The following is a 23,173-nucleotide window of genomic DNA, read 5'->3' as shown; positions in this document are numbered from 1 at the left end:
TTGGTGTGACGAGGCCGACAATAAACCCTGCTCCCGATTGCAGATGACCCGCAGTTCGGAGCACCCAAACTGGAAATAAGAGGCAAAAAATGAAACAGACCTGGCGCTGGTACGGGCCTAATGATCCGGTCACCCTTGACGACATCCGTCAGGCTGGGGCCACCGGCATTGTCACCGCTCTGCATGAAGTTCCAAACGGCACCGTTTGGAGCCGCGAAGCGATTGCCGAACGCAAAAAGATCATCGAAGACAAAGGACTTGTCTGGTCTGTTGTTGAATCCATCCCGCTGCATGAAGACATCAAGCTTCAGCGCGGAGACTACAAGACCCTGATTGCAAACTGGGGTGAATCCCTGCGCAATCTGGCCTTGGAAGGGGTCAACAACATTTGCTACAACTTCATGCCTGTTCTGGACTGGACCCGGACCGATCTGGCTTGGGAATTGCCTACCGGTGCTCGTTGCCTGCGCTTTGACGCAGACCGCTTTGCAGCCTTCGATCTGTATATTCTCGAACGTGCAGAAGCACAGGGCGAATATACGGACGAGGAAAAAGCCTCTGCAAAAGCCTGCTTTGATGCGATGACAGAAGATGACAAGAATCTTCTGGTGCGCAACATGATCGCTGGCCTGCCCGGCTCTGAAGAAAGCTACACCATTGAGCAGTTCCGTGCCCAGCTCAACCTCTATAAAGAGATTGATGCGGACAAGCTGCGCGAGCATCTGGCCGAGTTCCTGAATACGGTTCTGCCGATTGCCGATGAAGTGGGCGCAGTGATGGCCATCCATCCTGACGATCCACCCCGTCCGCTGTTTGGCCTGCCGCGCATCGTTTCTACCGTAGAAGACATGCGTGCCCTGAGGGCCATCAACGAGAGCCCTGCCAATGGCTTTACCCTGTGCACTGGTTCCTACGGTGTGCGCGGTGACAATGACCTTACGGCAATGATCGACGAATTCGCCGACTTCATTCACTTCTTCCATCTGCGTTCCACACAGCGTGATGGCAAGAGTTTCTATGAAGCCAACCATCTTGAAGGCGATGGCAATCTGGTCGAAGTCATCAAGCACTTCAAGAGCGTGGAAGACAAGGTGGGCAAATCGATCCCGTTCCGCCCTGACCACGGCCATCAGATTCTTGACGATCTGACCCGCCGTTCTAACCCCGGCTATCCGGCGATTGGGCGTTTGAGAGGCCTTGCCGAATTACGTGGTGCCATGGCTGCTCTGGGCGGTAATCTCGACTAAAAATCAAGGTGAGGCGCGCAGTCCCCGGTTAGCAAACCAGCCCGGAGACTGCGCGCCTTTTTCTTTGCCTGGTTTTCAGGCACATGCACATATGCTTGCTCTTTGTTTCCCCAAACTTTTTTTGAATCACAGCGTTTGGATGCGTCTTAAGACCTCTCTGCTAGCATGTGAATGGACGCTGAAGCGCTTGCTCTTTGGGCTAATTTTTACTATGCAGGCAAGGTCAGTTCCTAAGAAACATAAGCTGATAAACTGTTCGCTTTCTCCATGATTCATGTAAAATTGCTTCATTTTACTTGCGGATTCGGGACCAAACGAATTAGCGTTTGACCAATAAATGGAATAAGCCTTTTGGGAACAACAGGGAGATATTGTCTATGATGAAAAATTCTATTGCAGCCCTCCTGCTGGCTGGAGTGTGCGCACTTCCGCTGGTTGCGACGTCTGCTTCTGCAGAGGTTGTCTATAACCGTGGTAACTCTGCTGATCCGGAAACCCTCGATCAGCATAAGACCCAAACGGTCTATGAATCCCACATCCTGCGCGATCTCTATGAAGGCCTTCTGGCCTACAGCGCAGACGGCAAATGCGTTGCCGGTGTGGCCAAATCCTGGGATGTCTCCGAAGACGGTCTGGTCTATACCTTCCATTTCCGTGATGATGCAAAATGGTCCAATGGCGATCCTGTGGTTGCTGGCGATTTCGTCTATTCCCTGCGCCGTATTGAAGATCCGGAAACGGCTGCTCAATATTCCACCATCATGTATCCGATCATGAACGCCGAAAAAGTCAACAAGGGCGAATTGCCCAAGGAAGACCTTGGCGTAAAAGCGATAGACGATGCCACTCTGGAAATCACTCTGAATGCGCCGACCCCGTATTTCCTGGGTCAGCTCTGCCATCAGTCCGCATTGCCGGTTCATCCTGCAAGTGTTGAAAAATATGGCGAGGACTTCTCCAAGCCGGGCAACATGGTTTCCAACGGTGCCTTCACGCTGGCCGAGTTCGTTCCGAACAGCCATGTGAAAGCTGTCAAGAACCCAATGTTCCATGACGCTGCAGACGTGAAAATCGATGCCGTCATGTATTACCCAACCGAAGATCGCGGGGCTGCTCTGCGCCGCTTCCAGGCTGGCGAACTGGATTCCAACAACGATGCTCCGGTCGAACAGGTCGACTTCATGCGTGAAAATCTGGGTGACCAGTTCCGCGTAGCCCCATATCTGGGCACCTACTATTACGCAGTGAACACCACCGAAGACAAGCTGGCCGACCCGAAAATCCGTCGCGCCCTGTCCATGGCGATTGATCGTGAATTCATCGCCGACGACATCTGGGGTGGCACCATGCTGCCGGGCTATTCGCTCGTTCCTCCCGGAATTGGCAACTATGGCGAACCTGCCTATGCCGACTTCAAGGATATGGACCAGTTCGACCGTGAAGACGCTGCAAAAGCCATTCTGGAAGAAGCCGGTTACAGCGAAGACAAGCCGCTTGAAGTGGAAATCCGCTACAATACGTCGGAAAACCACAAGAATACGGCTGTTGCCATTGCTGACATGTGGAAACAGATCGGTGTGAAAACCACGCTGCTCAACACCGATACCAAGACCCACTATGCGAACCTGCGTGAACATGCTCCGTTCGACTTTGCACGCGCTGGCTGGATCGGTGACTATTCTGACCCGCAGAACTTCCTGATGCTCGTAGAATCCGATTCCGGCTTCAACTATGCCCAGTGGAAGAATGCGGACTATGATGCACTGATGGACAAAGCTGCCATGACTGTGGATCTGGATAAACGCGCTGAAATTCTCTTCAACGCTGAAAAGATCTTCATGGAAAATCAGCCTTATCTGCCGCTGCTTTACTACAGCTCCCTCAGCCTTGTCTCCGACAAGCTGCATGGCTGGGAAGATAACCTCCTGAACGTCCATCCTTCTCGTTGGATGTCCAAGGACTAAGTCGGTACAAACCGCGAAGGGCTGCCTATTGGGCAGCCCTTTTGTGTACAATTGTGGCTTTGAAGTTCGCTTTTCGCGGACAGATTGCTAGAATTGTCAAGCAAGAAGCGATAAAGCTTCGATAAGAAAAATAAGAAGTGAACCTGGGACGCGCTTTCGCAAGTTATGCGACCGTCAGGATGTCTTCGATTTCAAAAACATCATTGATGTCGACGAAAAGTCAGGTCCGGGTATCCGACGAAACTGCCCCTGTGCCCCGGTTCGGGGAAGGGCTGCAGAAAACTTCATTCAGAAGGACGCATTATGCTGCGATATGTGTTCAAGCGACTGCTAACCGCGATTCCGACATTGTTCATCATTGTCACGCTTTCCTTTTTCCTCATCCGCGTGGCCCCCGGCGGGCCGTTTGATCTGGAGCGTCCGCTCGATCCAAAGGTGATGGAAAATCTCAACAAGATCTACAATCTCGATAAGTCCCTGCTGGAGCAATATTTCATTTACATGAATAACGTGTTGCACGGAAATCTGGGCCCGAGCTTCTTCTTCCGTGATTTCACGGTCGCCGAAATGTTTGGCAACGGGCTGCCGATTTCCGTTGAAATTGGCGGATATGCGCTGCTGATGGCGATTATTGTTGGCGGAGCACTCGGTGTCTGGGCTGCTCTTAAACAGAATCAGTTGCCCGACTATTCCGTCATGACGGTTGCGACCATGGGCATCACCATTCCCAACTTTGTTGTCGCGCCAATCCTGACGCTGATCTTCGGGGTCATGCTGGGATGGCTGCCCGTTGGTGGCTGGAACAATGGCGCCTGGGAGAACAAGATCCTGCCGATTATCACGCTCGGTCTACCGCAGGTCGCCGTCGTGGCGCGCCTGACACGCGGTGCCATGATCGAAGCGCTACGCTCGCATCATATCCGAACCGCCCGTGCCAACGGCCTACCCGGCTGGATGGTTGTTGTTGTCCATGCCCTGCGTGGCGCCTTGTTGCCGGTGGTTTCTTATGCCGGTCCGGCCGCAGCTGCTTTGCTGACCGGCTCGGTGGTGATTGAAACCGTCTTCGGTATTCCCGGCGTTGGCCGCTATTTCGTACAGGGCGCGCTCAACCGCGACTATCCTCTGGTCATGGGCACCGTGATTGTCATTGCGGTCTTCATCATGGTCTTCAACCTGATCGTCGACTTGCTTTATGCCTGGCTCGATCCACGCGTACGCTACGATTGAGGAAACAATGAATAAGAAAACTCCAAAAACCAAAGCCGGACAGGCAGCCGAAAAGCTGGTTGAAGCGCAGGTCGGGCGTTCCCTCTGGGATGATGCATGGGCGCGTCTGAAAGCAAACCGCGCGGCAATGACGTCCTTTGTCGTGCTGTTTTTCATCGCCTTGGCCTGCTTCTTTGGCCCCTTCTTTACCGGCCACCAGTATGACACGGTCTACCGAAACTATGTGAAGGTGCCCGCCTCTCTGGCTGCTTATCCAAGGGATGACGAGATCGCGCCTGCCTTGGAAAAAGTACTCAAGCGCGCGCGGCTCACCGCAGAGGACATCAAGATCGCTGACAAGGAGGTGATCGTACAGGCCACCTCCAAGCGTGCCATCAATGAAAAGGCCGTCCGCTATTTCGATCGCTCGGACCTGTTCAAGAATGCTGCTTTTTCCGGTTTTTCCGATGATAAGAAGAGTGTGACCATTACGGCCAAGATTGACCGTATACATTTCTATTTCGGCACCGACGCCAACGGGCGTGACTTGCTGACTCGAACGCTGATCGCCGGTCGGATCTCGCTGATCATCGGTTTGCTGGCTTCCGGCGTGGCTCTGCTCATCGGTGTGACCTATGGGTCGCTGTCGGGTTATTTCGGCGGCAGGGTCGACCTCATCATGATGCGTGTCGTCGATGTGCTCTATTCGCTGCCCTTCATTTTCTTCGTGATTCTGCTGGTGGTCTTCTTCGGGCGAAACTTCATATTGATGTTCATTGCCGTGGGTGCGGTGGAATGGCTTGATATGGCCCGTATCGTGCGTGGGCAGACCCTGTCGATCAAGCGGCAGGAATATGTGCTGGCCGCCGAGGCTATGGGCGTCGGGGCTGGGGGTATCCTGCGCCGGCATATCATTCCCAACACTTTGGGGCCTGTGGTTATCTTCGTAACTCTGCTTGTGCCCAAAGTTATTCTGCTTGAGAGCTTCCTGTCCTTCCTTGGCCTCGGCGTTCAGGAGCCCATGACTTCATGGGGCGTGCTGATTTCTGAAGGCGCGCGCAACTTGCAAGGGGCCAGCTGGATGTTGATCTTCCCATCCATCTTCCTCACTGCAACGCTGTTTGCGCTCAATTTCATTGGTGACGGTCTGCGCGATGCGCTGGACCCCAAAGATCGATAGGAGCACGGGACAATGACAGATACCAAAACACCTCTGCTCGATATCAATGATCTGCATGTGCATTTTGAAACCAACAGCGACAAGGATGTGCATGCTGTGCGCGGCATTCACATGCATATCGAAAAGGGCGAAACGGTCGCCGTTGTTGGAGAATCCGGCTCTGGCAAAAGCCAGGTCATGATGTCGGCCATGGGGCTTCTGGCCGATAATGGTTGGGTGGAAGGCTCGGTGAAATATAATGGCACCGAAATCCTGGGGCTCTCCAAACGCAAGCTGAACAGCTATCGCGGCTCCAAGATGACCATGATCTTTCAGGAACCCATGACCTCGCTTGATCCGCTCTATACCATCGGTCGGCAGATTTGCGAGCCTTTGCGGGTCCACCAGAAAATGGACAAGAAGCGTGCGATGGCGCGTGCGCTTGAGTTGTTGGAACTGGTGGGGATTCCCGAGCCGAAAAAGCGGCTCAAATCCTATCCTCATGAGATGTCCGGCGGCCAGCGTCAACGCGTCATGATTGCCATGGCGCTTGCCAATGATCCTGATCTGCTGATTGCAGATGAACCGACCACGGCGCTGGATGTGACCATTCAGGCCCAGATCCTGCAGCTGCTGGCTGATCTTCAGAAAAAATTGGGCATGGCCATCCTCTTCATCACTCATGACCTGAACATCGTGCGTCGCTTTGCTGACCGGGTTTATGTGATGAAGACTGGGGAAGTGGTGGAAGAAGGCAACACGGCGGAAATCTTCGACAATCCCAGCCACGATTATACCAGAATGCTGCTTTCGGCCGAACCGGAAGGCACCAAGGAAGCTCCTGACACGGGGGCTCCGATTTTGTTGGAAGGCAAGGGCGTCAATGTGACCTTCAACATCACATCTGGCCTGTTTGGTTCACAAACCCATACCCTGCGCGCTGTCAACAATGTCGATATTCGTCTGCATCAAGGGCAGACTATTGGTATCGTCGGGGAATCTGGCTCGGGGAAATCCACCCTCGGGAGGGCGCTCTTGCGGCTGACAGATATCAGCGGCGAGGTTTTGCTTGATGGGGTCGATATGAGCGAGATTGCAGGGGACGCCATGCGCGAGCAGCGCAAGCGCCTGCAGTTGGTCTTTCAGGATCCCTTTGGCTCCCTGTCTCCGCGTATGATGGTTGGACAGATCATCACCGAGGGCCTTCTGGTGCATCATCCTGAATTGTCGGCCAAGGAGCGTGACTTGCGAGCGATTGAAGCTCTGGAAGAAGTGCAGCTTGATCCGTCCATGCGCAACCGCTATCCGCACGAGTTCTCAGGTGGTCAGCGTCAGCGCATTGCGATCGCACGGGCCATGGTACTCAAACCAAGGATTGTGGTGCTTGATGAGCCGACATCCGCACTGGACCGGTCGGTGCAAAAGCAGATTGTCGATTTGCTGAGGGACCTTCAGGAGAAGAACAATCTTTCCTATCTCTTCATCTCGCACGATCTAACAGTTGTCAGAGCCATGTCTGATTATGTGATGGTCATGAAGCAGGGCGTGATCGTTGAAGAGGGGCTGACGGAGCAGATTTTTGATGCGCCAACAGAGCTCTATACCAAGCAGTTGATGGCAGCAGCTTTTGATTTGGAACCCATCTCTGCGTGACCAGTGATCCCTGCTATCAAATATTAGGCGCCGGCGACGGCGCCTTTTTTGTGCTCGACAGGCTTTGTTCCGGGTATAATGGCAAGGAAAGAAGCACCAGGTCGCCCTGATTGCAGATTGTATAGCAGGAATCAACATGTGATTCAGAGACATTCCAACAAGACATATCTGGGTATCACGAATGATTGAGCCCACAAATGTTCTCCAACTGTGGATAAAACAGAGGAAAATGCACGCAAACCATCAGGTGCGGCAAATTTACACTATTACACACAATGAAAATTTGTAGGTGGGCTTTTCAAGGGTAATTTCTGCTGATATAAATTTCGTCACGGAGCAAGCACTACCCGTCAGGTGTCGCAAGCAGTAAAGCTTAGACAGGTAACCCAACTCGCCCCGTGACGACAGTGTCCACCATGTGTCGCAAGCAGTTCGGCGGACAGACTGTAACCATTCTAGCTGTTGACGCAGCATCAAATGGTATCTCTATGTTGCGGCATGTTCGGAATTTTTAAGTTCCAGCATGCCGCACATTGAATCTCTTCTCCAAAACTAAACTAAGCAACGTTTGCATCTAGATGATGCAGCGTTTTTGTTCGTTTTCAGAGCACCTGTCAGATCTGAGCTTTTGCCTATAAACCATGAGCCAATGACAGACTGGCAACTGTGTTTAATTTGACCAAAGCATCATTACGAAATGACATTTTGTGTAATCAAAAGATAGACAAATAGACAATGGTTGTCAATCTTTAAGGGGAAAAAAATTTACAGAAATCAGGATTTCGTATATTGTTTCTAGTAGAAAAAATAATTTCAATCGCTAAAGCCAATATACTGTGGTGACAGGCGAGATTGCAGTCCAGATTTTGAAAAAAGGGAAGCACATTCGTGTCGCAAGGAATGTGTCGCAAGCAAAATGACGAGCACCAAAGATAAAGTTATTCAGGCCGCGCAAGAGTTGATTTCGCGCTATGGCTACAACCGCACTTCCATGACAGACGTCGCCAAGCAGGCTGGCCTTTCACGACAAACGGTTTATGCGGTCTTTGCCAATAAGGAAGACCTGTTTGCAGAAACTTCCTATCATGTTTTTCATGAGCATCTGAACAAGACGCGGGAAGGAATAACGCATTGCACATCGCTGGGTGACCAGCTGAATATCTATTTTGAAAATATGGTCGTGCGGCCCTTCATCTTTCTGCAAAATCATCCCGAGGCGATAACGCTATGGAACGATGCCGACATGAATAACCATCCGGCTATTGCAAAACTCAAGAATGAGCATCGCCAGTTTCTCGCAGAGCTTTTGGTGCCTTACACCAAATATATTGGTGCTTCGGGACAATGTCCTGCCCATATGGCTGATTTTATTATCATGACATGTCGGGAAATGAAGTGTGGCAAGGCTAGTTCCATTGAGGAATTGCGCCGCCTGCTGGATACGCTATCTGCCTCAATCCTGGCTCTGACATCCCAAGGGGGCGCAGAAGCGGCCTGAAAGGATAAGCAGGAATAGATCCTGAGTTGCACGTTCCAGAAAGTTTTATCGCCGGGCCCAGAGGGGCTCGGCTTTTTTGTAAGCAGAGTTAGCCGGGCAAATCTTTCAGATAAAAAAATCCCGGAAGCAATGGCTCCCGGGATCCAATTCTCAGAAACAGTGTTAACTGTTCTTAGAAGTTACGCTGCAGACGCAGTTTGCCTTCCCAAGTGTCGTAGTCAGCAGTGCTTGCTGCTGCTTCGAAGTCACGGTCGGTATACTGGATACCAGCAACAACCTTCAGGTTTTTAACTGGTTTGTAGCCGAGTTCTGCAGAAGCGGTCCACTGATCGAAGTCTTCAGAAGCGCCCTGGTCGTCATATTCGCCATAACCACCAGCGACAATAGCCCACAGGTTATCAGCAAAAGCATATTTCAAGCTTGCAGATACACCATACAGTTCGTTGAGTTCGAACTCACCGGTAGATGCATCATAGGTAGCGTCAGACATAACGGAAGCATCGTTGATGCCGTTCCAAGCCATTGCACCTTTGGTGTAGAAGCCGTTCAGAGCGAATTCGGAACCAGCGGACAGCATGTCGAGGTTGAAGATGCCACCAGCAGATACGGAATAAGCTACATCGTTATCAAACTGAGCCCAACCATAACGAGCCTGGCTAACAATACCACCAACAGCTACAGAACCCCAAGCCTGGTCAACTTTCAAACGAGCAACCAGAGTAGGCAGGGACTGACCAGCATAGTCAACAGCTGCAAGACCAACAGACTTGTCACCGATCAGGTGTTTGTTGTTAGCGATACCCAGAGTAGCGGTTACGCCGTTACCGAAGGCCATGTTGTAGCCCATCTGAGGAACGTCGGTGTCGCCCAAGTCATAGTCGCCGCCATAAACGTCGCCTACATAGTCAACGATACCTGCGGAGGAGAGGAAGCCAGCGTAGAAGCCGCCCAGAGACAACCATGCTTTAGCAATGGAGATGTCGCCGTCATCTTCGCCTTCGATACGAACGCGAGAAGAAAGAGTACCCAGTTCGGTTTCTTCCTTAGCGTCGAAGTTTACCTGGCCACGTGCCCAGATGTCGAATTTTTCGTCAGCGCGGGATTCAGCTTCGCTGAAACGGGCTTCAGTACGGACATAGCCGCTGATTTTCAGGCAGGTGTCGGTGCCTGGGAGGAAGAAGTAGCCAGCGCCATAAGCGTCGCATACTTTAACATAATCTACAGGCTCTGCTACTGGCAGATCTGCTGCCTGGGCTGCGCCGCCAGCTACCAATGCTGCTGCAGAACCGAGGATGAGGCTCTTGATGTTCATAATTCTGACCCTAGTATTTTTGATAAGCTTGCGACAGGGAGACAATAACCGTTTAATTGTAAATCGCAAACATACTTTAAGAGTCCAAATGTCAATTCAAAAGTGATGTTGCAAAAAAAACACAAACCACCCCGAACAGCGCAGATTTCTGAGCAAAATCTGTGCTGATCAACCTGCGTAACCAGCGACGTCGGTGTGTGAAGAAGAAGATAGCCCCCTTTTTAAAGAGGCTGTGTCGGCAGCTGTTGCATAAAATGCCAGCCGCTATGGGAGCCTGCGAAGGCATTGTTGAGGTATGACAGTGCGCTGTTGATTTGGCGCTATTCGCCTGAGGGCCCTCGTGATGTGATGGCCACGAAAAAGGGGCCGATAAAGGCCCCTCCCGTCCGCTTCATGAGTCTGGCAGAAAAAAAGGTTCCGCCACCAATCCTAATGCCCTGCATGACCATGGGTGTGATTATGATCGTGGTCGTGGTTGCAGTCACAAAGTTGCGGCAGATTCTGACCGTTCATCATGAATTCCTTGACCGCTTCCAGCGGATCGGTCTTCTCAGTAATGCTGGCAATCAGACCACGGGCATGCATACGCCGGGCAAAGCCCGCTCCAAAGGAGGCCGATAGAATGACATCGGCGGCATCAAGAGGATGGGGCCCGCTTTTGTCCGCAAATTCATGCATGCTCATGTCTTTGGGTAAATCTAGGCGATCGGTTTCGACCGGCTGCAGGTCGTTGCCCACCGTATAGATAATGAAGCGCCGGGCTTTGCCCGCGTGGTTTGTTACGGTGCGGAAATTTTGAGAGGATACAGCAATTTTCATGTCACGCTCCAAATCGTGAGTCTGGGTCATCTGGCAGGCGAGACGCCATGGCCAGGCTGATAATGAAAAGGCAAGTGCGGCCAGCCCATAGTGGCTGGGCGGCAGGCAAGTGCCCGAGCTGTTCTTGTTCCCCGGTCCGGAAAAAGACACACCAGTTGGGTGTGGTACAACGCTAAACTAGGATTAGGGGCAGTTGGCCCAAGTTGCAAGTGGGCGTCGCGATTTGAGGGCGCGTTATGCGCAGTCTGCTTTGGCAAAAGATGGCTTCGCCGGATCCTCTGGCATCAGCTACGGGAGCCTTCCGCTGTATTGGGCTCCTCGGCAAAAGTCAGGTGCGTCAGTTCTTCTGCATAGTCTTGCAGAGCGGCCTCTGCCTTGGGCGTAATCTGATAGATCCCCAGCGAAACCCGCTCGAACCAGCCATAATGGTCATCAGACAGAATACGGCGGGCCGTCTCCACGCCGGTTATGCGCGCCACGATCGCGGCTTTGGTCGGTCCGTTTTCCGTCAGATATTTAAGGCATTTGAGCGCATCCTGCCGGTAGGCTGTCACCAACGCCTTTTTGCGTGCTGAGCCGCCAGCATTCGGGTCGCCCACTCTGCGTGCGAATTCGCGCAAAAGACGCGCCTTGCGCGGTTTCATCTGTCGCGGCTTATAGGGGGCCGGATCCAGATGGGGCGTCACGAAACCATCCTTCAGCCGGACCGTGATCAAACCAAGCCCAAGACGGCGACAAAGCGCGATATTATTCTTGAGGGATTTCTGGAATTGTCGGCTGCCGCTATGGGGCACAGCAATATAGACCGCGTCTGTAACGCCCTGTCGGCTGATGGCCTGGTGGAACAGCGTAAGGGAAAAGCCGAGTTTCAACTCGACAATCAACGGATCATCCTCACCGCGGTTGGCCACGATATCAGCCGCGCCCACTTCCCCTTTTACCTCATAGCCCTGCTGTTTCAGATAGAGTTTGACGGGGGCATACAGGTCGGTTTCGCGTATGGCGGCAGGGGCCATGAATTCTATCCTTCACGATGAGGCTCGCTCGAATCAGGGGCTTGATTGTCCCGAAGCTAGCGGATTCGCAAAGGGAAGGAAAAATGAAAAAGGAAAGGCCACTCTCTTGTGTCGTCTTGAACCTTGGGGGGGACTGAAGAGAGTGGCCCCGGGACGGGGCTGGCACCAGATCCTTAGCCGTCCTTATAATAGTAGCTGTAGCCGTTGAGCGCCGGTGCGCCGCCCAGATGGGCATACAGAACCTTGGAGCCTTCAGGGAAGAAGCCTTTCTTGGTCAGGTCGATCATGCCCTGCATACTTTTGCCCTCATACACCGGGTCGGTCATCATGGCCTCTGTGCGGGCCGCAAGACGGATCGCCTCGTTGGTCTCCTCAGAAGGAACCCCATAGGCTGGATAAGCATAGTCAGGGTTGATGACGATTTCATCGTCTCGCACGGTGCGGCCAAGGCCAACGAGCTCTGCGGTGTTGTCCACGATGGAGCGCACCTGAGCTCGGGTCTGGTCAACGGTGGCCGAAGCGTCAATGCCAATCACCCGGTCTGCACGATCCTGCGCCGCGAAGCCGACAATCATGCCGCCCTGGGTGGAGCCGGTCACGACACAAACGACGATATAGTCGAATTTGAAGCCCAGCTCTTCTTCCTGCTGTGCCACTTCCTCGGCGAAGCCGATGTAGCCCAGAGCACCATATTTATGCACCGAAGCGCCAGCCGGAATGGCATAGGGCACGCCGCCAGCATCCTTGACGGACTGGATGGCATTTTCCCAGCTCTGGCGAATGCCGATATCAAAGCCATCCTCAACCAAACGGCTGTCAGCGCCCATCAGGCGGGTCATCAGGATGTTGCCAACGCGATCATAAACCGCATCATAATGGGGAACCCATTTTTCCTGCACCACGACGCATTTCATGCCGATCTTGGCTGCCGCCGCCGCGACCATGCGGGTATGGTTGGATTGCACACCGCCGATGGACACCAGCGTGTCGGCGCCAGAAGCGATGGCATCGGGAATAATATATTCCAGCTTGCGCAGCTTGTTGCCGCCCATGGCAAGACCGGAGTTGCAGTCTTCGCGCTTGGCGTAAATCTCGACCTTGCCGCCGAGCGCTTCGGACAGGCGGGGAAGTTTTTCAATCGGCGTCGGGCCGAAAGTCAGGGGGTAGCGTTCAAATTGTTCGAGCACGGGTCTGCCTCTTTGGATCTGGTGACTGTTTGTTATGAGTCCAGAGTAGCGAAAAAGAGACGAAAGGTGCTTCGAAATATATCTGAATATTTATGGATGTTAGCTAATGACTGCGCTACATAAGAGAGAATATAAAGATAATATTGTAATCAATGAAAGATTCTTTCATATGGAAAAATCTGAACTGGACCGTATAGACAGGAACATATTGCGGCATTTGCAGAAAAACGGACGCCTTTCCAATGCGGAGCTTGCCGAAAAGGTCAATGTCAGCCCGGCAACCTGTCACAGACGCACGCAGCGCCTGTTTGAAGAGGGCTATATTCTGGGGGTGCACGCCCAGATCAACCCGAAACCGGTTGGGCTTGGTGCATTGGTTATGGTGGGGGTGGTGCTGGATCACTCCACACCGGAAAGCTTCAAGGCCTTTGAAGACGCAATTGCATCCATGCCCGTGGTGCTTGATTGCAATCTGGTGGCAGGGGATTTTGATTATCTGATCACCGTGCGCGTGCGCGACATGAGCGACTTCAACACATTGCACGGTGAGCAACTGATCGCGCTGCCCGGTGTAAGGCAGACACGGACCTTCTTTGTCATGAAGGAAGTCAAGAACAACGAGCCGCTGCCTTTTTGAAGGAAGCGGCCCATCTGTTCAGCACCGTAACGGTCTCAAGAGCCCCAAGGGCCGGTTGGGTGCTGTGGTGTCAAGATTTGATCAGCTGGCCAGAAACGGTACCGGAATGCCGAAGGTGTCTGCCAGCAGCACGAAGTTGAGCACCAACACCGCCGTAGCACCGACTGCTGCGAGCGTGCGCATGACTTTCCCGGTAGCATAAGCCCCCATGATATCGCGACGAGAGGTGAAAATGATCAGGGCGATCATCGGCACTGGCAGAGAGATGCTCAGAATCACCTGGCTGACCACGAGTGCCTGCGTGGCATTAACCCCCATGGCGACCACTGCAAAGGCCGGAATCATCGTGATTAGGCGTCTCAGCCAGACAGGAATTCTGAAATGCAGAAAGCCCTGCATGATCATCTGTCCGGCCATGGTGCCAACCACCGAGCTGGAAATGCCCGATGCAATGAGGGACACCAGAAAGGCGCCAGCTGCAAACACACCAAGCAATGGGGTGAGCGTGTGATAAGCGGTTTCGATCTCTGCGACCTCGTTATGCCCATTGTGAAAGGCGCTAGCGGCCATCATGACCATCGCCATATTGACCATACCGGCGACTGCCAGAGCGATAACCACTTCCCAGTTGGAATATTTCACCACCCGTTTGCGTTCACTTTCGGTGCGGATAACAGCGCGAGACTGGGTAAGGCCCGAATGCAGATAGATGGCGTGAGGCATAACGGTTGCCCCAATGATGCCCACGGCAATGGTCAAGGCTGCGGCATCGGCCAGTTCCGGGGTGACAAGACCCGTTGCGGTATCGCCCCAAGCGATGGGGGCAACAAAGATCTCTGCCAAATAGCAAAGCCCGATGACGCCGACCATTGCGCCGATGATCAGTTCCATGGGGCGGAAGCCCTTGCCCTCGAACAGCAGGATGCCATAGGTGACAATGGCGGTGACGCCCATGCCTGCCATCAAAGGCATATCAAACAGAAGCGCCAGACCAATCGCGCCACCAAGAAACTCGGCCAGATCAGTCGCCATGGCAGCGATTTCGCTGACAGCCCACATGATCCAGACAACAGGCGAGGAGAAATTATCGCGGCAAAGCTCTGCCAGATTCTTACCTGTTACGATGCCAAGCCGGGCGGAGAGGGCCTGAAACAGCATGGCGATCAGATTGGCGAGAAGCACGACCCATAGCAATCCATAGCCATAACCGGCTCCGGCTTGAATGTTCGTGGCATAGTTACCCGGGTCCATATAAGCGACAGAGGCTATGATCGCGGGTCCGGCAAACAGCAGCTTGCCGCTCCACCCTCGTCTTTCTCCTGATAGAACTGCGCTCATTTTAAGGCGCGTTTGGTCTGTTGCGAACATGGTCTGGTCTCTTTTACGGGCTTCGTGTATAATTTAATCCTCTATCTCTTAAGTTTAGCCTTGGCTAAATAAATTTCAAGATGTAGCCTAGGCTATATTTTAAATAATGAACAAGAAATCTATGTTAGGATGTGCGCCTTATTTGCCAATTGCAAATTACCTGCGCATTCTTTACCCAAGGCACCAAGAGAGTCCCGGTCTTCAGGATCGGTCGAAAGCCAACGCAAGCAAAGAAGAAGACAATGCCAGAGAATCCAAGTCGCCCATCCAAACAAAGCCTGCGTTTTGTGCGCGCGCGTGAGGCTCAGGCCTGTGCGGTTATGGAAGACTATGTGGAGATGATCGGCGATTTGATTGCGGAGTTGGGCGAAGCGCGCACGGCAGACATTGCTGAGCGCATGGGCGTTGCGCACCCCACAGCAACCAAGGCCATTGCGCGGCTCAAGCGCGAAGGGCTTGCTGTTTCAAGACCCTATCGCGGTGTATTTCTGACCGAAGAGGGCGAAGCCATGGCCCACCGTGTGCGCGCCCGGCATCGTTCCGTGGTCGAGCTGTTGGTTGCCGTGGGGGTTCCCAGAGAGACCGCCGAAATTGACGCCGAGGGCATCGAACATCACGTTTCCCAGCAGACGCTCGCTGCTTTCGATAAATATCTGGCGGGCAAAGAATAGGGCGCTCGCCGAAGCTGCGCCCTTTTTCGCTATCAGGCCCAAGACGTGCCGACGCTACCCATAGTTGGGGCTGTGGCATAAGGCGCATGGATCAGCGGATCTGCTCAGTGGCGCGTCGCCAAGCCCAAAGGGCACCTAGGCGAGAAGATCGTCAAGCGTTTTGATAATCAGGTCCGAGCCAGCCTCTGTGAGCGCTTTGCCGTGCATGGCGCGCAACTCGTCATCGTTCAGATGGCTGCCGCCGACCAGACCGACAATGCGCCCAACGCCAGCGGCCTTGGCGCCAACGGTGCCTGCAATGCCATCTTCAACAACCATGCAGTCTTTCGGGTCTACATTGAGCGCCTTGGCTGCATGTAGGAAGATATCCGGTGCGGGCTTGCCATTGGGCACCATTTCGGTGCTGAAGCTCCGGCCTTCAAAACGCTTTTCCTGGCCAATCTTGGAAAGGGCCAGCTGTAGTCGGTCCGGGCTGCTGCCCGACGCGATACAATAGGGGATCCCGTCTGCATCCAGCTTGTCTAGCAGGGCCTCAGCGCCGCTGATCATCGTCAATCCCTGTTCCATGCGAGCCATAACGCGATTGTGCCACCCCTCAGGGAAGACACCTGCAGGATCGCGTCCGGTCTTTTCATGCATGAAGGTGGTGATGTCGCGGGGCGCTGTGCCAAGGAAGCCCTTGACCAATGCACTCCATTCCATCTCGATGCCATGTTCTTCAAAACTGTTTTTCAGTTCGCCAAGGGAGATTGGTTCACTGTCGACAAGAACGCCATCAAAATCAAAGATAACGGCCTTGGTGCCGGAGAGGGGGTGAGAATTCAAATGTGAGTCCTGTTCGATAATGAAGCCTGCCCAAAAGAGACTTCAGGTAGGTGGGGTGGGGCGAAGCTGATGCAATATGCGCCAGCTAAGGGGTTTTAAACTCGTCTGTTGTTGGCTCCAACTTCTGCATCATCGGAGCCTGAGGCTGCTCAATGGCCTGAATGGCAGCCTTGGCCAGAAAATCTCCCGCTTCGGTAAGATCCTGATAGACGGACAGAACCTCGCCACGGATGAATTTCAGATAAGGGCTGGCTTCCTTGGCAAACACGTCAATATCGACACCGATGGTCCTGCCGCTTTGCTCGATGGCTGCAAGGGAGAGCACAGCCGTGGCCGTGGAAGGGGCGATAATGGCGTCGACGCTTTTATCGCTGTCCAGCCGGGTCCGCAGCGCTTGCAGCAGATTTTCGCTCGTGTCGTGGCTCGTTGCGTCTTTGAGCACCTCCAGCGTGAAGGGCTGCGTCTGGTTGGCCCGCTCCAACCCTTTGATCAAATGCTGGCTGTAGCTAAGATCATCAGGCGGGCAGACCACCAGAAAATGGCTGCGGCCCTTTGCTGCAAGGCGCTGAGCGGCCATTTCCCCAAAGGCTTCGGTGTCAAAATCGAAATAACGATGTTTCTCTTGCCAGTCGGTGCGCCCATAGGCAGCAAAGGGAAAATTGCGCTCCATGAGATAGGCGACGCGTTCATCCTCCGGTTTGGTCTGGTTGAGAATGATCGCGTCTGCGGCGCGGGTTTCTACCACATGCTTGACGACATTCAACCTGTCTTCAGGCGAGGAGAAAGTGACAATATTCATATGATAGACCGTGCCGGTCAGGCTGTGGGCGATCGCCGATATCAGGCGTCCGGTATGATCGTCTATGACATCGTGATCGGCTGAGAGCACCAACGAGATGACATTGGTTCTGCCCGTAACAAGACCAAGCCCGGAGCGGTTGCGCACATAACCGATCTCCCGGGCAATCTTCTTGACCTTTTCCTTGGTGTCCGCCCCGATCTCCGGGCCATCATTGAGCGCCCTTGACACGGTGGTCACGGCAAAGCCGCTCAATTCGGAAATGGTCTTCAAAGTGGGTCTTTTATGGGGCATGCGCAACACCTTGGTTCTGGGCGTTGTTATACAGCCAATTTTTGCTGATTAGCAACAACAACAGCTGCATCACCACGTCCTTTAGGCCGACAGGATCTCGCAATAGAGTTCCGGATCGACATTGGCTCCGGAAATGACAATCGCGAGGGCTCCATCGTGATCGGGAATCTTGCCTGCAAGAGCTGCCGCAAGCCCGGCTGAACCACCCGGCTCCGCCACAAGTTTGAGCTTCTCGAAGGCGAAGCGAACTGCTGCCCGCACTTCATCATCACTGACCGCCAATCCTCCTGCGAGCTTCTGCTTGTTGATCGGAAGGGTCATCGTGCCCGGATAGGGCGATTGCAATGCATCGCAAATGGAACGGGCTTTAGGATCATTGCCTGCTGGCGTGTCGCTTGCGAGCGACCGGCCCGTGCTGTCAAAACCTTCCGGTTCTGCGGAATAGACCCTTGCTTCTGGGCATTTTTCCTTGATGGCCGTTGCAGTGCCCGAAATCAGGCCGCCGCCGCCGCAAGGCGCAATAACAGCGCCGATGGTGGCGCCCACCTCTTCCGCCTGCTGGGCAATTTCCAGCCCAACCGTGCCCTGTCCTGCAATGATGAAGGGGTCATCATAAGAAGGCACCAGAATAGCGCCTCGTTCCTTGACGAGCGCCATGGCGATCTCTTCGCGGGATTCGGTGTAGCGATCATAAAAGATGATGTCGGCGCCAAGGGCACGGGTATTGTTGACCTTGATCTTGGGTGCGTCGCTGGGCATGACGATAGTGGCAGGAATGCCATTCATGCTGGCTGCAGCCGCGATGCCCTGCGCATGGTTGCCTGAAGACCAAGCGACCACACCGGCTGACTTTGCAGACGGGTCGATGGTCGAGATCCGGTTGAAAGCACCACGGAACTTGAACGAACCGGTATGCTGAGCCCCTTCAAACTTGATCAACACCCGTTTGCCAAGCCTTTCATTGAGTGGGGCAAATTCGAGCAAGGGAGTGCGCACGGCGTGGCCTTCAAGGCGTTTGGCGGCGCTCAGAATATCATCAAATGAAATGGCTAAATTGTCTGACATCAGGGAAATCTCTGGATAGGAAGAACGAAGAAAGGAAAGGGAAGGCAAAGAGACAAGGCGTTTCAGCTATCTCTTCGCAAGGTATTGCGGCCGTTATGGGACGGTACGACGAAATATGCTTGAGGCGCTTACGATGCCTCATCCTCGCTTGGTCCAGACGGAGGTGGATCTTTTGGGGGCTCATATTCGAGCAGCAGGTGGTAAACGCAAATTACCCCGACAACACCAAAGATTGCAGCCCAAGTGGTGCTGGCCATAAGAAATTCAAACAGCCCCCAACCCAGAGTCACGCCGCAAATCAGCAGTCGAACCCAGAGCGGCTTGAGCATGGGATGTGAAGTGTCGAACAAACTTGCCTCCATCGCAAAATGCGCCCGTTGCGCGTCAGTCTATCTTCTCTAGCGCTTTTTGTCTCAGATGACCAGACACCATCGCACCGTTGGCCATGGCGACGCTCAGCCGACCACGGCCCCGACGACGAAAGCAACGATGGCGCAGGCTCCGCCAACCAGAACCGTCTCTCCCACGCAGCGTAGTATCTTCTCGCGAGTAGACCACCAGCGCAGCAGACCAAGCCCGACGAGCGCCATGAAGGTTGTGAAAACCGAAAGGAAAAAGGTGCTCTGGGTAGGGGGCATCAGAAGATAGGGCACCAGCGGAATGATGCCGAAAGCGACAAAGGATAAAAAGGTCACCAACCCGTCCAGAGCCGGCGACACCTGACGCATGTCATGCATCTCCAGCTCGTAATTCATCATCAGATCAGCGACCAGCTCCGGGCTCTTCATGATTTCGTCTGCAATCTTTTTCGCCGACTCCAGGGGCAGCCCGCGCTCGGTCATCATCTGCACCAGTTCTGCATATTCTTGCTGCGGATGATGCTCCAACTCTTCAAAAACGAATTTGCGCTGTTTGTGATAAAGATCCTTTTGGGATCGGGTGGAGAGAAATTCTCCCAACCCCATGGACACCGCATCGGCAAACAGGTTGGCAAGCCCGAACACCAGAACCGCGATGGCGCCGATCTGGGCCACGCCCTCGGCTTGTGCGCCAGCAAATCCGGCCACAATGGCAAAGGTGGTCACGATACCATCATTGCCGCCATAGACGAGTTGTTTGAGAAAGTCCTGAACCTCTCCCAGGTTGTGGACTTCTCGTCTGTGGTGATCCCAGTCGATCGTCATGGGTATGCTCTCCCCCGCATCGTCATGAATAGAAGACCTTTGTTCTGCATAGCATAATTCGCTCAAGCACGCTTTGGCCTTCTGGAGGGCAGGGGGAAAACTCGCCTAGGAGGCGCGAATTTTTCTGGCCCTCTCAACAGGTTTTTATTATGAACATAATAATCAACTTTACAAAGATGAATTTTTAATTCAAGTTTCGAGCCTTGAGAAGGAGAGAAGGCGCGCTGAAACGATCGGTATAAAAATGATCGATTGGCGGTCTTTACGAGCTCCAATGAGCCCGGCGTTTTGGTGCTGGCTCATCTGGAACCCATTGGGACACGAAAGAATTGGGGAAACAATCCGATGAAAACTAATCGATTGCTTGGATATTCTGTTGCCTGCCTGCTCGGTCTTGGCGCAGCTGCAACCGCCGCAGAGCCGGTAAGCAAAGAAGCCGTCCTGGAAACCTATGCCAATATCGCTGAAGCCAAATATGCCGACAGCCTGATTGCAGCCCAGAAGCTGCAAAGCGCTGTTGATGCCCTGATCGCCAATCCATCGGCCGATAGCTTGACGGCAGCGCGCGCCGCATGGCTTGCTTCCCGCGTGCCTTATCAGCAGACCGAAGTCTATCGCTTTGGCAACGCCATCGTTGATGACTGGGAAGGCAAGGTCAATGCCTGGCCACTGGATGAAGGCCTGATCGACTATGTCGACGCCTCCTATGGTGGCCCGACCGACGAAAACGAATATGCGGCGCTGAATGTCATCGCCAATCCGTCCTTTACCCTTTCGGGCAAAGAGATCGATGCCAGCGCCATCACGCCGGAGCTGCTGGCCGAGACCCTGCATGAAGCAGACGGCATCGAAGCCAACGTGGCCACCGGCTACCACGCCATCGAGTTTCTGCTTTGGGGGCAAGATCTGCATGGCACCGAGCATGGCGCCGGTGAACGCGCCTGGACAGATTATGCCAAGGGCGATGCCTGCACCAACGACAATTGCGATCGTCGTGCAGCCTACCTCAAGGCCGCAACCGATCTGTTGGTCTCCGACCTCGACTGGATGGCCAAGCAGTGGCAAATGGGCGGCGAAGCCCGCGCCACGCTCATGTCTGACGAAAATGCTGGCATCGTGACGATTGTCACCGGTATGGGCTCCCTTTCCTATGGGGAACAGGCCGGTGAACGTATGCGCCTTGGTTTGATGCTGAATGATCCGGAAGAAGAGCATGATTGCTTTTCCGACAACACCCATAACAGCCACTATTATGATGGTCTTGGCATCCGCAATGCCTATGTCGGCGAATATGTGCGCGTCGATGGCTCCCGTGTTTCCGGCCCGTCCCTGTCCGATCTGGTTGCAGCATCCGACAAGGCTCTTGATGATGAGCTGACCGGCAAACTCAACACCACCATGATCAAACTGGGTGCCATCAAGTCAGCCGCTGAAGCGGGCTTCAGCTACGACCAGATGCTGGCCCGTGGCAACGAAGGCGGCGAAGCCCTCGTCATGGGCGGTGTCAACGCGCTGGTTGATCAGACCAAATCCATTGAACGCGTTGTTTCCTCCCTCAAGCTCAACGATATCGAGTTTGAAGGGTCCGACAGCCTCGATAATCCGAATGCGGTTTTCCAATAAGCCCCTTTGAATGAAGACAAGGAGCGCGGCCTTTCCAGGCTGCGCTTTTTGCGTATCCGCTCCCTTGCAAGAAATGACGCGCATGCTCCGTCTCGGCCTTAAAACTTTGCCCTTGTTTGTCGCACTGCCTGCTGTTGCCGGTCCGCTGGACGAGCCACATCTATCCATCATTCCGCGGACTGCCTCGGAAGTGGAGCGCATTGCACGTGTAACGGCACCGCCGCAGGGCTTTGATGCTCCCCAGCGCTTTGAGGCTCTCTCGGCAGGGGCCGCGACTGTCCGGGTGCGCAAGGATGCCGATGCTTTTTCCGAGCCATCGGCGAGCATGAGCTTTGAAAGCGAGCTGGAGTTTGAGCTGGGCAAGGCGATGTTTGAAAAACTATGGGTGTCGTCTCCCTCGTCAACCAAGGCCTCGGACGGCCTCGGCCCGCTTTACAATGCCCGCTCCTGTATGCGCTGCCACATCAATGATGGGCGTGGGCATCCCCCTGAAAGTCATGACGACAGCGCGGTCTCCATGTTCCTGCGCGTCGCGGTGCCCGATGAGGCCGACCCAATGGTCGAGCGCATTGAGGGCTACCACGGCACCATGCCCGACCCGACCTATGGCGGGCAGCTTCAGGATTTTGCTCTGGCCGGATATCCTGCAGAATATCGTCTGCAGATTGACTATCAAGAGATGAGCATACCCCTTGCTGGCGGGGATAAGGCCAGTTTACGCAAGCCAACTTACAAGGCTGCCGATCTAGCCTATGGGCCACTGCATCCCGATGCCACGCTCAGCCCCCGCATAGCGCCGCAGATGATTGGCCTTGGGTTGCTCGAAGCTATTCCGGCAGCGGATATTCTTGCCAAGGCCGACCCGGAAGACACTGATGGCGATGGGATTTCCGGCAAGCCCAATATTGTCTGGTCAGAGCGTTACCAGATGCCCATGCTGGGGCGCTTCGGCCTCAAGGCCGGTCGCCCGACGGTTGAGGAGCAATCAGCAGCAGCTTTCTTCCGCGATATAGGCATCTCCAATCCGCTCTTCCCTGATGCGTGGGGTGATTGCTCCTTGAACCAGAGCGACTGCCGCTCGGCGCCTCATGGCGACAAGGATGTGCGCGGGACGGAACTGGATGAGACTGGGCTTGATCTCGTCACCTTCTATAGTCGTCATCTCGGCGTTCCTGCGCGGCGCGATGTGGAGGACAAGGCGGTTTTGCGCGGCAAAAAGCTGTTTCATGAGGTCGGCTGCGCCAGCTGTCATACCCCGTCCTACGTGACCCATCGTCTCAAGGAAGAACCGGAATTGGGCTTCCAGCTGATATGGCCTTATACTGATCTTCTGTTGCATGATATGGGCGAAGGGCTCGCAGATGGCCAGCCCGAAGCCCGTGCTAACGGGCAGGAATGGCGCACGCCACCCCTCTGGGGCATTGGCCTCACCGAGCAGGTCTCCGGCCATCGCTTTTTCCTGCATGATGGCCGTGCCCGCTCTCATCTGGAAGCCGTGCTCTGGCATGGCGGAGAAGCCGAGCCTCAGAGAGACGCCGTTATCGCCATGCAGCCGGACGACCGCGCAGCCTTGATTTCATTTCTGGAAAGTTTGTAACCATGTGGAAATATTGCCTTATTCTTTACAGCTTGCTTCTCGCCCCGGC

The 23,173-nt window shown here is 54.1% G+C and carries 20 protein-coding genes; 10 read left to right on the top strand and 10 right to left on the bottom strand.

The genetic code is table 11. From position 1 onward, the window contains the following. The first annotated feature begins 89 nt into the window (after positions 1-89). The 6 genes from uxuA to ACKPCT_RS15870 all read left to right on the top strand — a co-directional run bounded on the left by uxuA (position 90) and on the right by ACKPCT_RS15870 (position 8,727). Positions 90-1,247, top strand: coding sequence for a mannonate dehydratase (gene uxuA, locus ACKPCT_RS15895; protein ID WP_090069246.1), 1,158 nt, complete (start codon positions 90-92; stop codon positions 1,245-1,247). 380 nt (positions 1,248-1,627) lie between these two features. Then, positions 1,628-3,211, top strand: coding sequence for a peptide ABC transporter substrate-binding protein (locus tag ACKPCT_RS15890; protein ID WP_407652492.1), 1,584 nt, complete (start codon positions 1,628-1,630; stop codon positions 3,209-3,211). Positions 3,212-3,514: 303 nt separating this feature from the next. After that, positions 3,515-4,438: an oligopeptide ABC transporter permease OppB gene (oppB, locus tag ACKPCT_RS15885; RefSeq protein ID WP_319515309.1), complete on the top strand. Its 924-nt coding sequence runs from the start codon at positions 3,515-3,517 to the stop codon at positions 4,436-4,438. A 7-nt stretch (positions 4,439-4,445) separates the two neighbouring features. Next, a complete protein-coding gene (locus ACKPCT_RS15880) occupies positions 4,446-5,597 on the top strand; it encodes an ABC transporter permease (RefSeq protein WP_319567377.1) in 1,152 nt (383 codons plus the stop codon). A gap of 12 nt (positions 5,598-5,609) precedes the next feature. Beyond that, entirely contained in the window at positions 5,610-7,229 is a 1,620-nt protein-coding gene (locus ACKPCT_RS15875) for an ABC transporter ATP-binding protein (protein ID WP_319567376.1), read from the top strand. A 916-nt stretch (positions 7,230-8,145) separates the two neighbouring features. Then, a complete protein-coding gene (locus ACKPCT_RS15870; protein WP_090069262.1) occupies positions 8,146-8,727 on the top strand; it encodes a TetR/AcrR family transcriptional regulator in 582 nt (193 codons plus the stop codon). A 172-nt stretch (positions 8,728-8,899) separates the two neighbouring features. Here the strand turns inward: ACKPCT_RS15870 and ACKPCT_RS15865 are convergent, their stop codons facing one another. The 4 genes from ACKPCT_RS15865 to ACKPCT_RS15850 form a co-directional block, all read right to left on the bottom strand. Next, a complete protein-coding gene (locus ACKPCT_RS15865; RefSeq protein WP_319567375.1) occupies positions 8,900-10,039 on the bottom strand; it encodes a porin in 1,140 nt (379 codons plus the stop codon). Between the two features lie 429 nt (positions 10,040-10,468). Further along, the gene (locus tag ACKPCT_RS15860; protein ID WP_090069267.1) at positions 10,469-10,858 is read right to left on the bottom strand and encodes a NifB/NifX family molybdenum-iron cluster-binding protein; all 390 of its coding nucleotides are present in this window, start codon (positions 10,856-10,858) and stop codon (positions 10,469-10,471) included. Positions 10,859-11,142: 284 nt separating this feature from the next. Then, on the bottom strand, positions 11,143-11,874 hold the full coding sequence (locus tag ACKPCT_RS15855; protein ID WP_319567374.1) for a DUF2161 domain-containing phosphodiesterase: 732 nt from the start codon (positions 11,872-11,874) through the stop codon (positions 11,143-11,145). A gap of 173 nt (positions 11,875-12,047) precedes the next feature. Then, on the bottom strand, positions 12,048-13,061 hold the full coding sequence (locus tag ACKPCT_RS15850) for a 1-aminocyclopropane-1-carboxylate deaminase (protein WP_319567373.1): 1,014 nt from the start codon (positions 13,059-13,061) through the stop codon (positions 12,048-12,050). Between the two features lie 169 nt (positions 13,062-13,230). Between ACKPCT_RS15850 and ACKPCT_RS15845 the strand changes: the two genes are divergently transcribed. After that, complete coding sequence (locus ACKPCT_RS15845; protein WP_090069276.1) at positions 13,231-13,698, top strand: Lrp/AsnC family transcriptional regulator; 468 nt, start codon at positions 13,231-13,233, stop codon at positions 13,696-13,698. Positions 13,699-13,779: 81 nt separating this feature from the next. Here ACKPCT_RS15845 and ACKPCT_RS15840 read toward each other — a convergent pair whose 3' ends face one another. Continuing rightward, entirely contained in the window at positions 13,780-15,066 is a 1,287-nt protein-coding gene (locus tag ACKPCT_RS15840; protein WP_090069278.1) for an Nramp family divalent metal transporter, read from the bottom strand. A 242-nt stretch (positions 15,067-15,308) separates the two neighbouring features. On the opposite strand from ACKPCT_RS15840, the gene mntR reads away from it, so the two are divergent. Beyond that, a complete protein-coding gene (mntR, locus tag ACKPCT_RS15835; RefSeq protein ID WP_090069280.1) occupies positions 15,309-15,737 on the top strand; it encodes a manganese-binding transcriptional regulator MntR in 429 nt (142 codons plus the stop codon). Between the two features lie 135 nt (positions 15,738-15,872). Here the strand turns inward: mntR and ACKPCT_RS15830 are convergent, their stop codons facing one another. The 5 genes from ACKPCT_RS15830 to ACKPCT_RS15810 form a co-directional block, all read right to left on the bottom strand. Further along, positions 15,873-16,562, bottom strand: coding sequence for an HAD family hydrolase (locus ACKPCT_RS15830; RefSeq protein WP_175527910.1), 690 nt, complete (start codon positions 16,560-16,562; stop codon positions 15,873-15,875). 85 nt (positions 16,563-16,647) lie between these two features. Further along, on the bottom strand, positions 16,648-17,655 hold the full coding sequence (locus tag ACKPCT_RS15825; protein WP_139229195.1) for a LacI family transcriptional regulator: 1,008 nt from the start codon (positions 17,653-17,655) through the stop codon (positions 16,648-16,650). Between the two features lie 81 nt (positions 17,656-17,736). Next, positions 17,737-18,720 (bottom strand): threonine ammonia-lyase, encoded by a 984-nt coding sequence (locus ACKPCT_RS15820; protein WP_319567372.1) that lies wholly within the window; start codon positions 18,718-18,720, stop codon positions 17,737-17,739. Positions 18,721-18,848: 128 nt separating this feature from the next. Beyond that, on the bottom strand, positions 18,849-19,070 hold the full coding sequence (locus tag ACKPCT_RS15815; RefSeq protein WP_175527912.1) for a DUF3329 domain-containing protein: 222 nt from the start codon (positions 19,068-19,070) through the stop codon (positions 18,849-18,851). A 105-nt stretch (positions 19,071-19,175) separates the two neighbouring features. Continuing rightward, positions 19,176-19,904 (bottom strand): VIT1/CCC1 transporter family protein, encoded by a 729-nt coding sequence (locus ACKPCT_RS15810; protein WP_319567371.1) that lies wholly within the window; start codon positions 19,902-19,904, stop codon positions 19,176-19,178. Positions 19,905-20,249: 345 nt separating this feature from the next. Between ACKPCT_RS15810 and ACKPCT_RS15805 the strand changes: the two genes are divergently transcribed. Continuing rightward, positions 20,250-21,527, top strand: coding sequence for an imelysin family protein (locus ACKPCT_RS15805; protein WP_090070333.1), 1,278 nt, complete (start codon positions 20,250-20,252; stop codon positions 21,525-21,527). An 82-nt stretch (positions 21,528-21,609) separates the two neighbouring features. Continuing rightward, the gene (locus ACKPCT_RS15800; RefSeq protein WP_090070336.1) at positions 21,610-23,124 is read left to right on the top strand and encodes a di-heme oxidoreductase family protein; all 1,515 of its coding nucleotides are present in this window, start codon (positions 21,610-21,612) and stop codon (positions 23,122-23,124) included. Positions 23,125-23,173: the final 49 nt, after the last annotated feature.

Origin of the sequence: Cohaesibacter marisflavi (assembly GCF_963665895.2) — a bacterium.
Classification (GTDB): domain Bacteria; phylum Pseudomonadota; class Alphaproteobacteria; order Rhizobiales; family Cohaesibacteraceae; genus Cohaesibacter; species Cohaesibacter marisflavi.
Note: the sequence above shows the minus strand (reverse complement) of the source record. Positions and strands in the feature narration are given on the sequence as shown.

Excerpts from the sequence above, each read along its gene's own strand:
- ACKPCT_RS15880 (WP_319567377.1), top strand. The coding sequence starts at position 4,446 with ATGAATAAGAAAACTCCAAAAACCAAAGCCGGACAGGCAGCCGAAAAG.
- ACKPCT_RS15840 (WP_090069278.1), bottom strand. The coding sequence starts at position 15,066 with ATGTTCGCAACAGACCAAACGCGCCTTAAAATGAGCGCAGTTCTATCA.
- ACKPCT_RS15820 (WP_319567372.1), bottom strand. The coding sequence starts at position 18,720 with ATGTCAGACAATTTAGCCATTTCATTTGATGATATTCTGAGCGCCGCC.
- ACKPCT_RS15875 (WP_319567376.1), top strand. The coding sequence starts at position 5,610 with ATGACAGATACCAAAACACCTCTGCTCGATATCAATGATCTGCATGTG.
- ACKPCT_RS15810 (WP_319567371.1), bottom strand. The coding sequence starts at position 19,904 with ATGACGATCGACTGGGATCACCACAGACGAGAAGTCCACAACCTGGGA.
- ACKPCT_RS15855 (WP_319567374.1), bottom strand. The coding sequence starts at position 11,874 with ATGGCCCCTGCCGCCATACGCGAAACCGACCTGTATGCCCCCGTCAAA.
- ACKPCT_RS15870 (WP_090069262.1), top strand. The coding sequence starts at position 8,146 with ATGACGAGCACCAAAGATAAAGTTATTCAGGCCGCGCAAGAGTTGATT.
- mntR (WP_090069280.1), top strand. The coding sequence starts at position 15,309 with ATGCCAGAGAATCCAAGTCGCCCATCCAAACAAAGCCTGCGTTTTGTG.
- ACKPCT_RS15805 (WP_090070333.1), top strand. The coding sequence starts at position 20,250 with ATGAAAACTAATCGATTGCTTGGATATTCTGTTGCCTGCCTGCTCGGT.
- ACKPCT_RS15890 (WP_407652492.1), top strand. The coding sequence starts at position 1,628 with ATGAAAAATTCTATTGCAGCCCTCCTGCTGGCTGGAGTGTGCGCACTT.
- ACKPCT_RS15825 (WP_139229195.1), bottom strand. The coding sequence starts at position 17,655 with ATGCCCCATAAAAGACCCACTTTGAAGACCATTTCCGAATTGAGCGGC.
- ACKPCT_RS15860 (WP_090069267.1), bottom strand. The coding sequence starts at position 10,858 with ATGAAAATTGCTGTATCCTCTCAAAATTTCCGCACCGTAACAAACCAC.
- uxuA (WP_090069246.1), top strand. The coding sequence starts at position 90 with ATGAAACAGACCTGGCGCTGGTACGGGCCTAATGATCCGGTCACCCTT.
- ACKPCT_RS15845 (WP_090069276.1), top strand. The coding sequence starts at position 13,231 with ATGGAAAAATCTGAACTGGACCGTATAGACAGGAACATATTGCGGCAT.
- oppB (WP_319515309.1), top strand. The coding sequence starts at position 3,515 with ATGCTGCGATATGTGTTCAAGCGACTGCTAACCGCGATTCCGACATTG.
- ACKPCT_RS15800 (WP_090070336.1), top strand. The coding sequence starts at position 21,610 with ATGCTCCGTCTCGGCCTTAAAACTTTGCCCTTGTTTGTCGCACTGCCT.
- ACKPCT_RS15865 (WP_319567375.1), bottom strand. The coding sequence starts at position 10,039 with ATGAACATCAAGAGCCTCATCCTCGGTTCTGCAGCAGCATTGGTAGCT.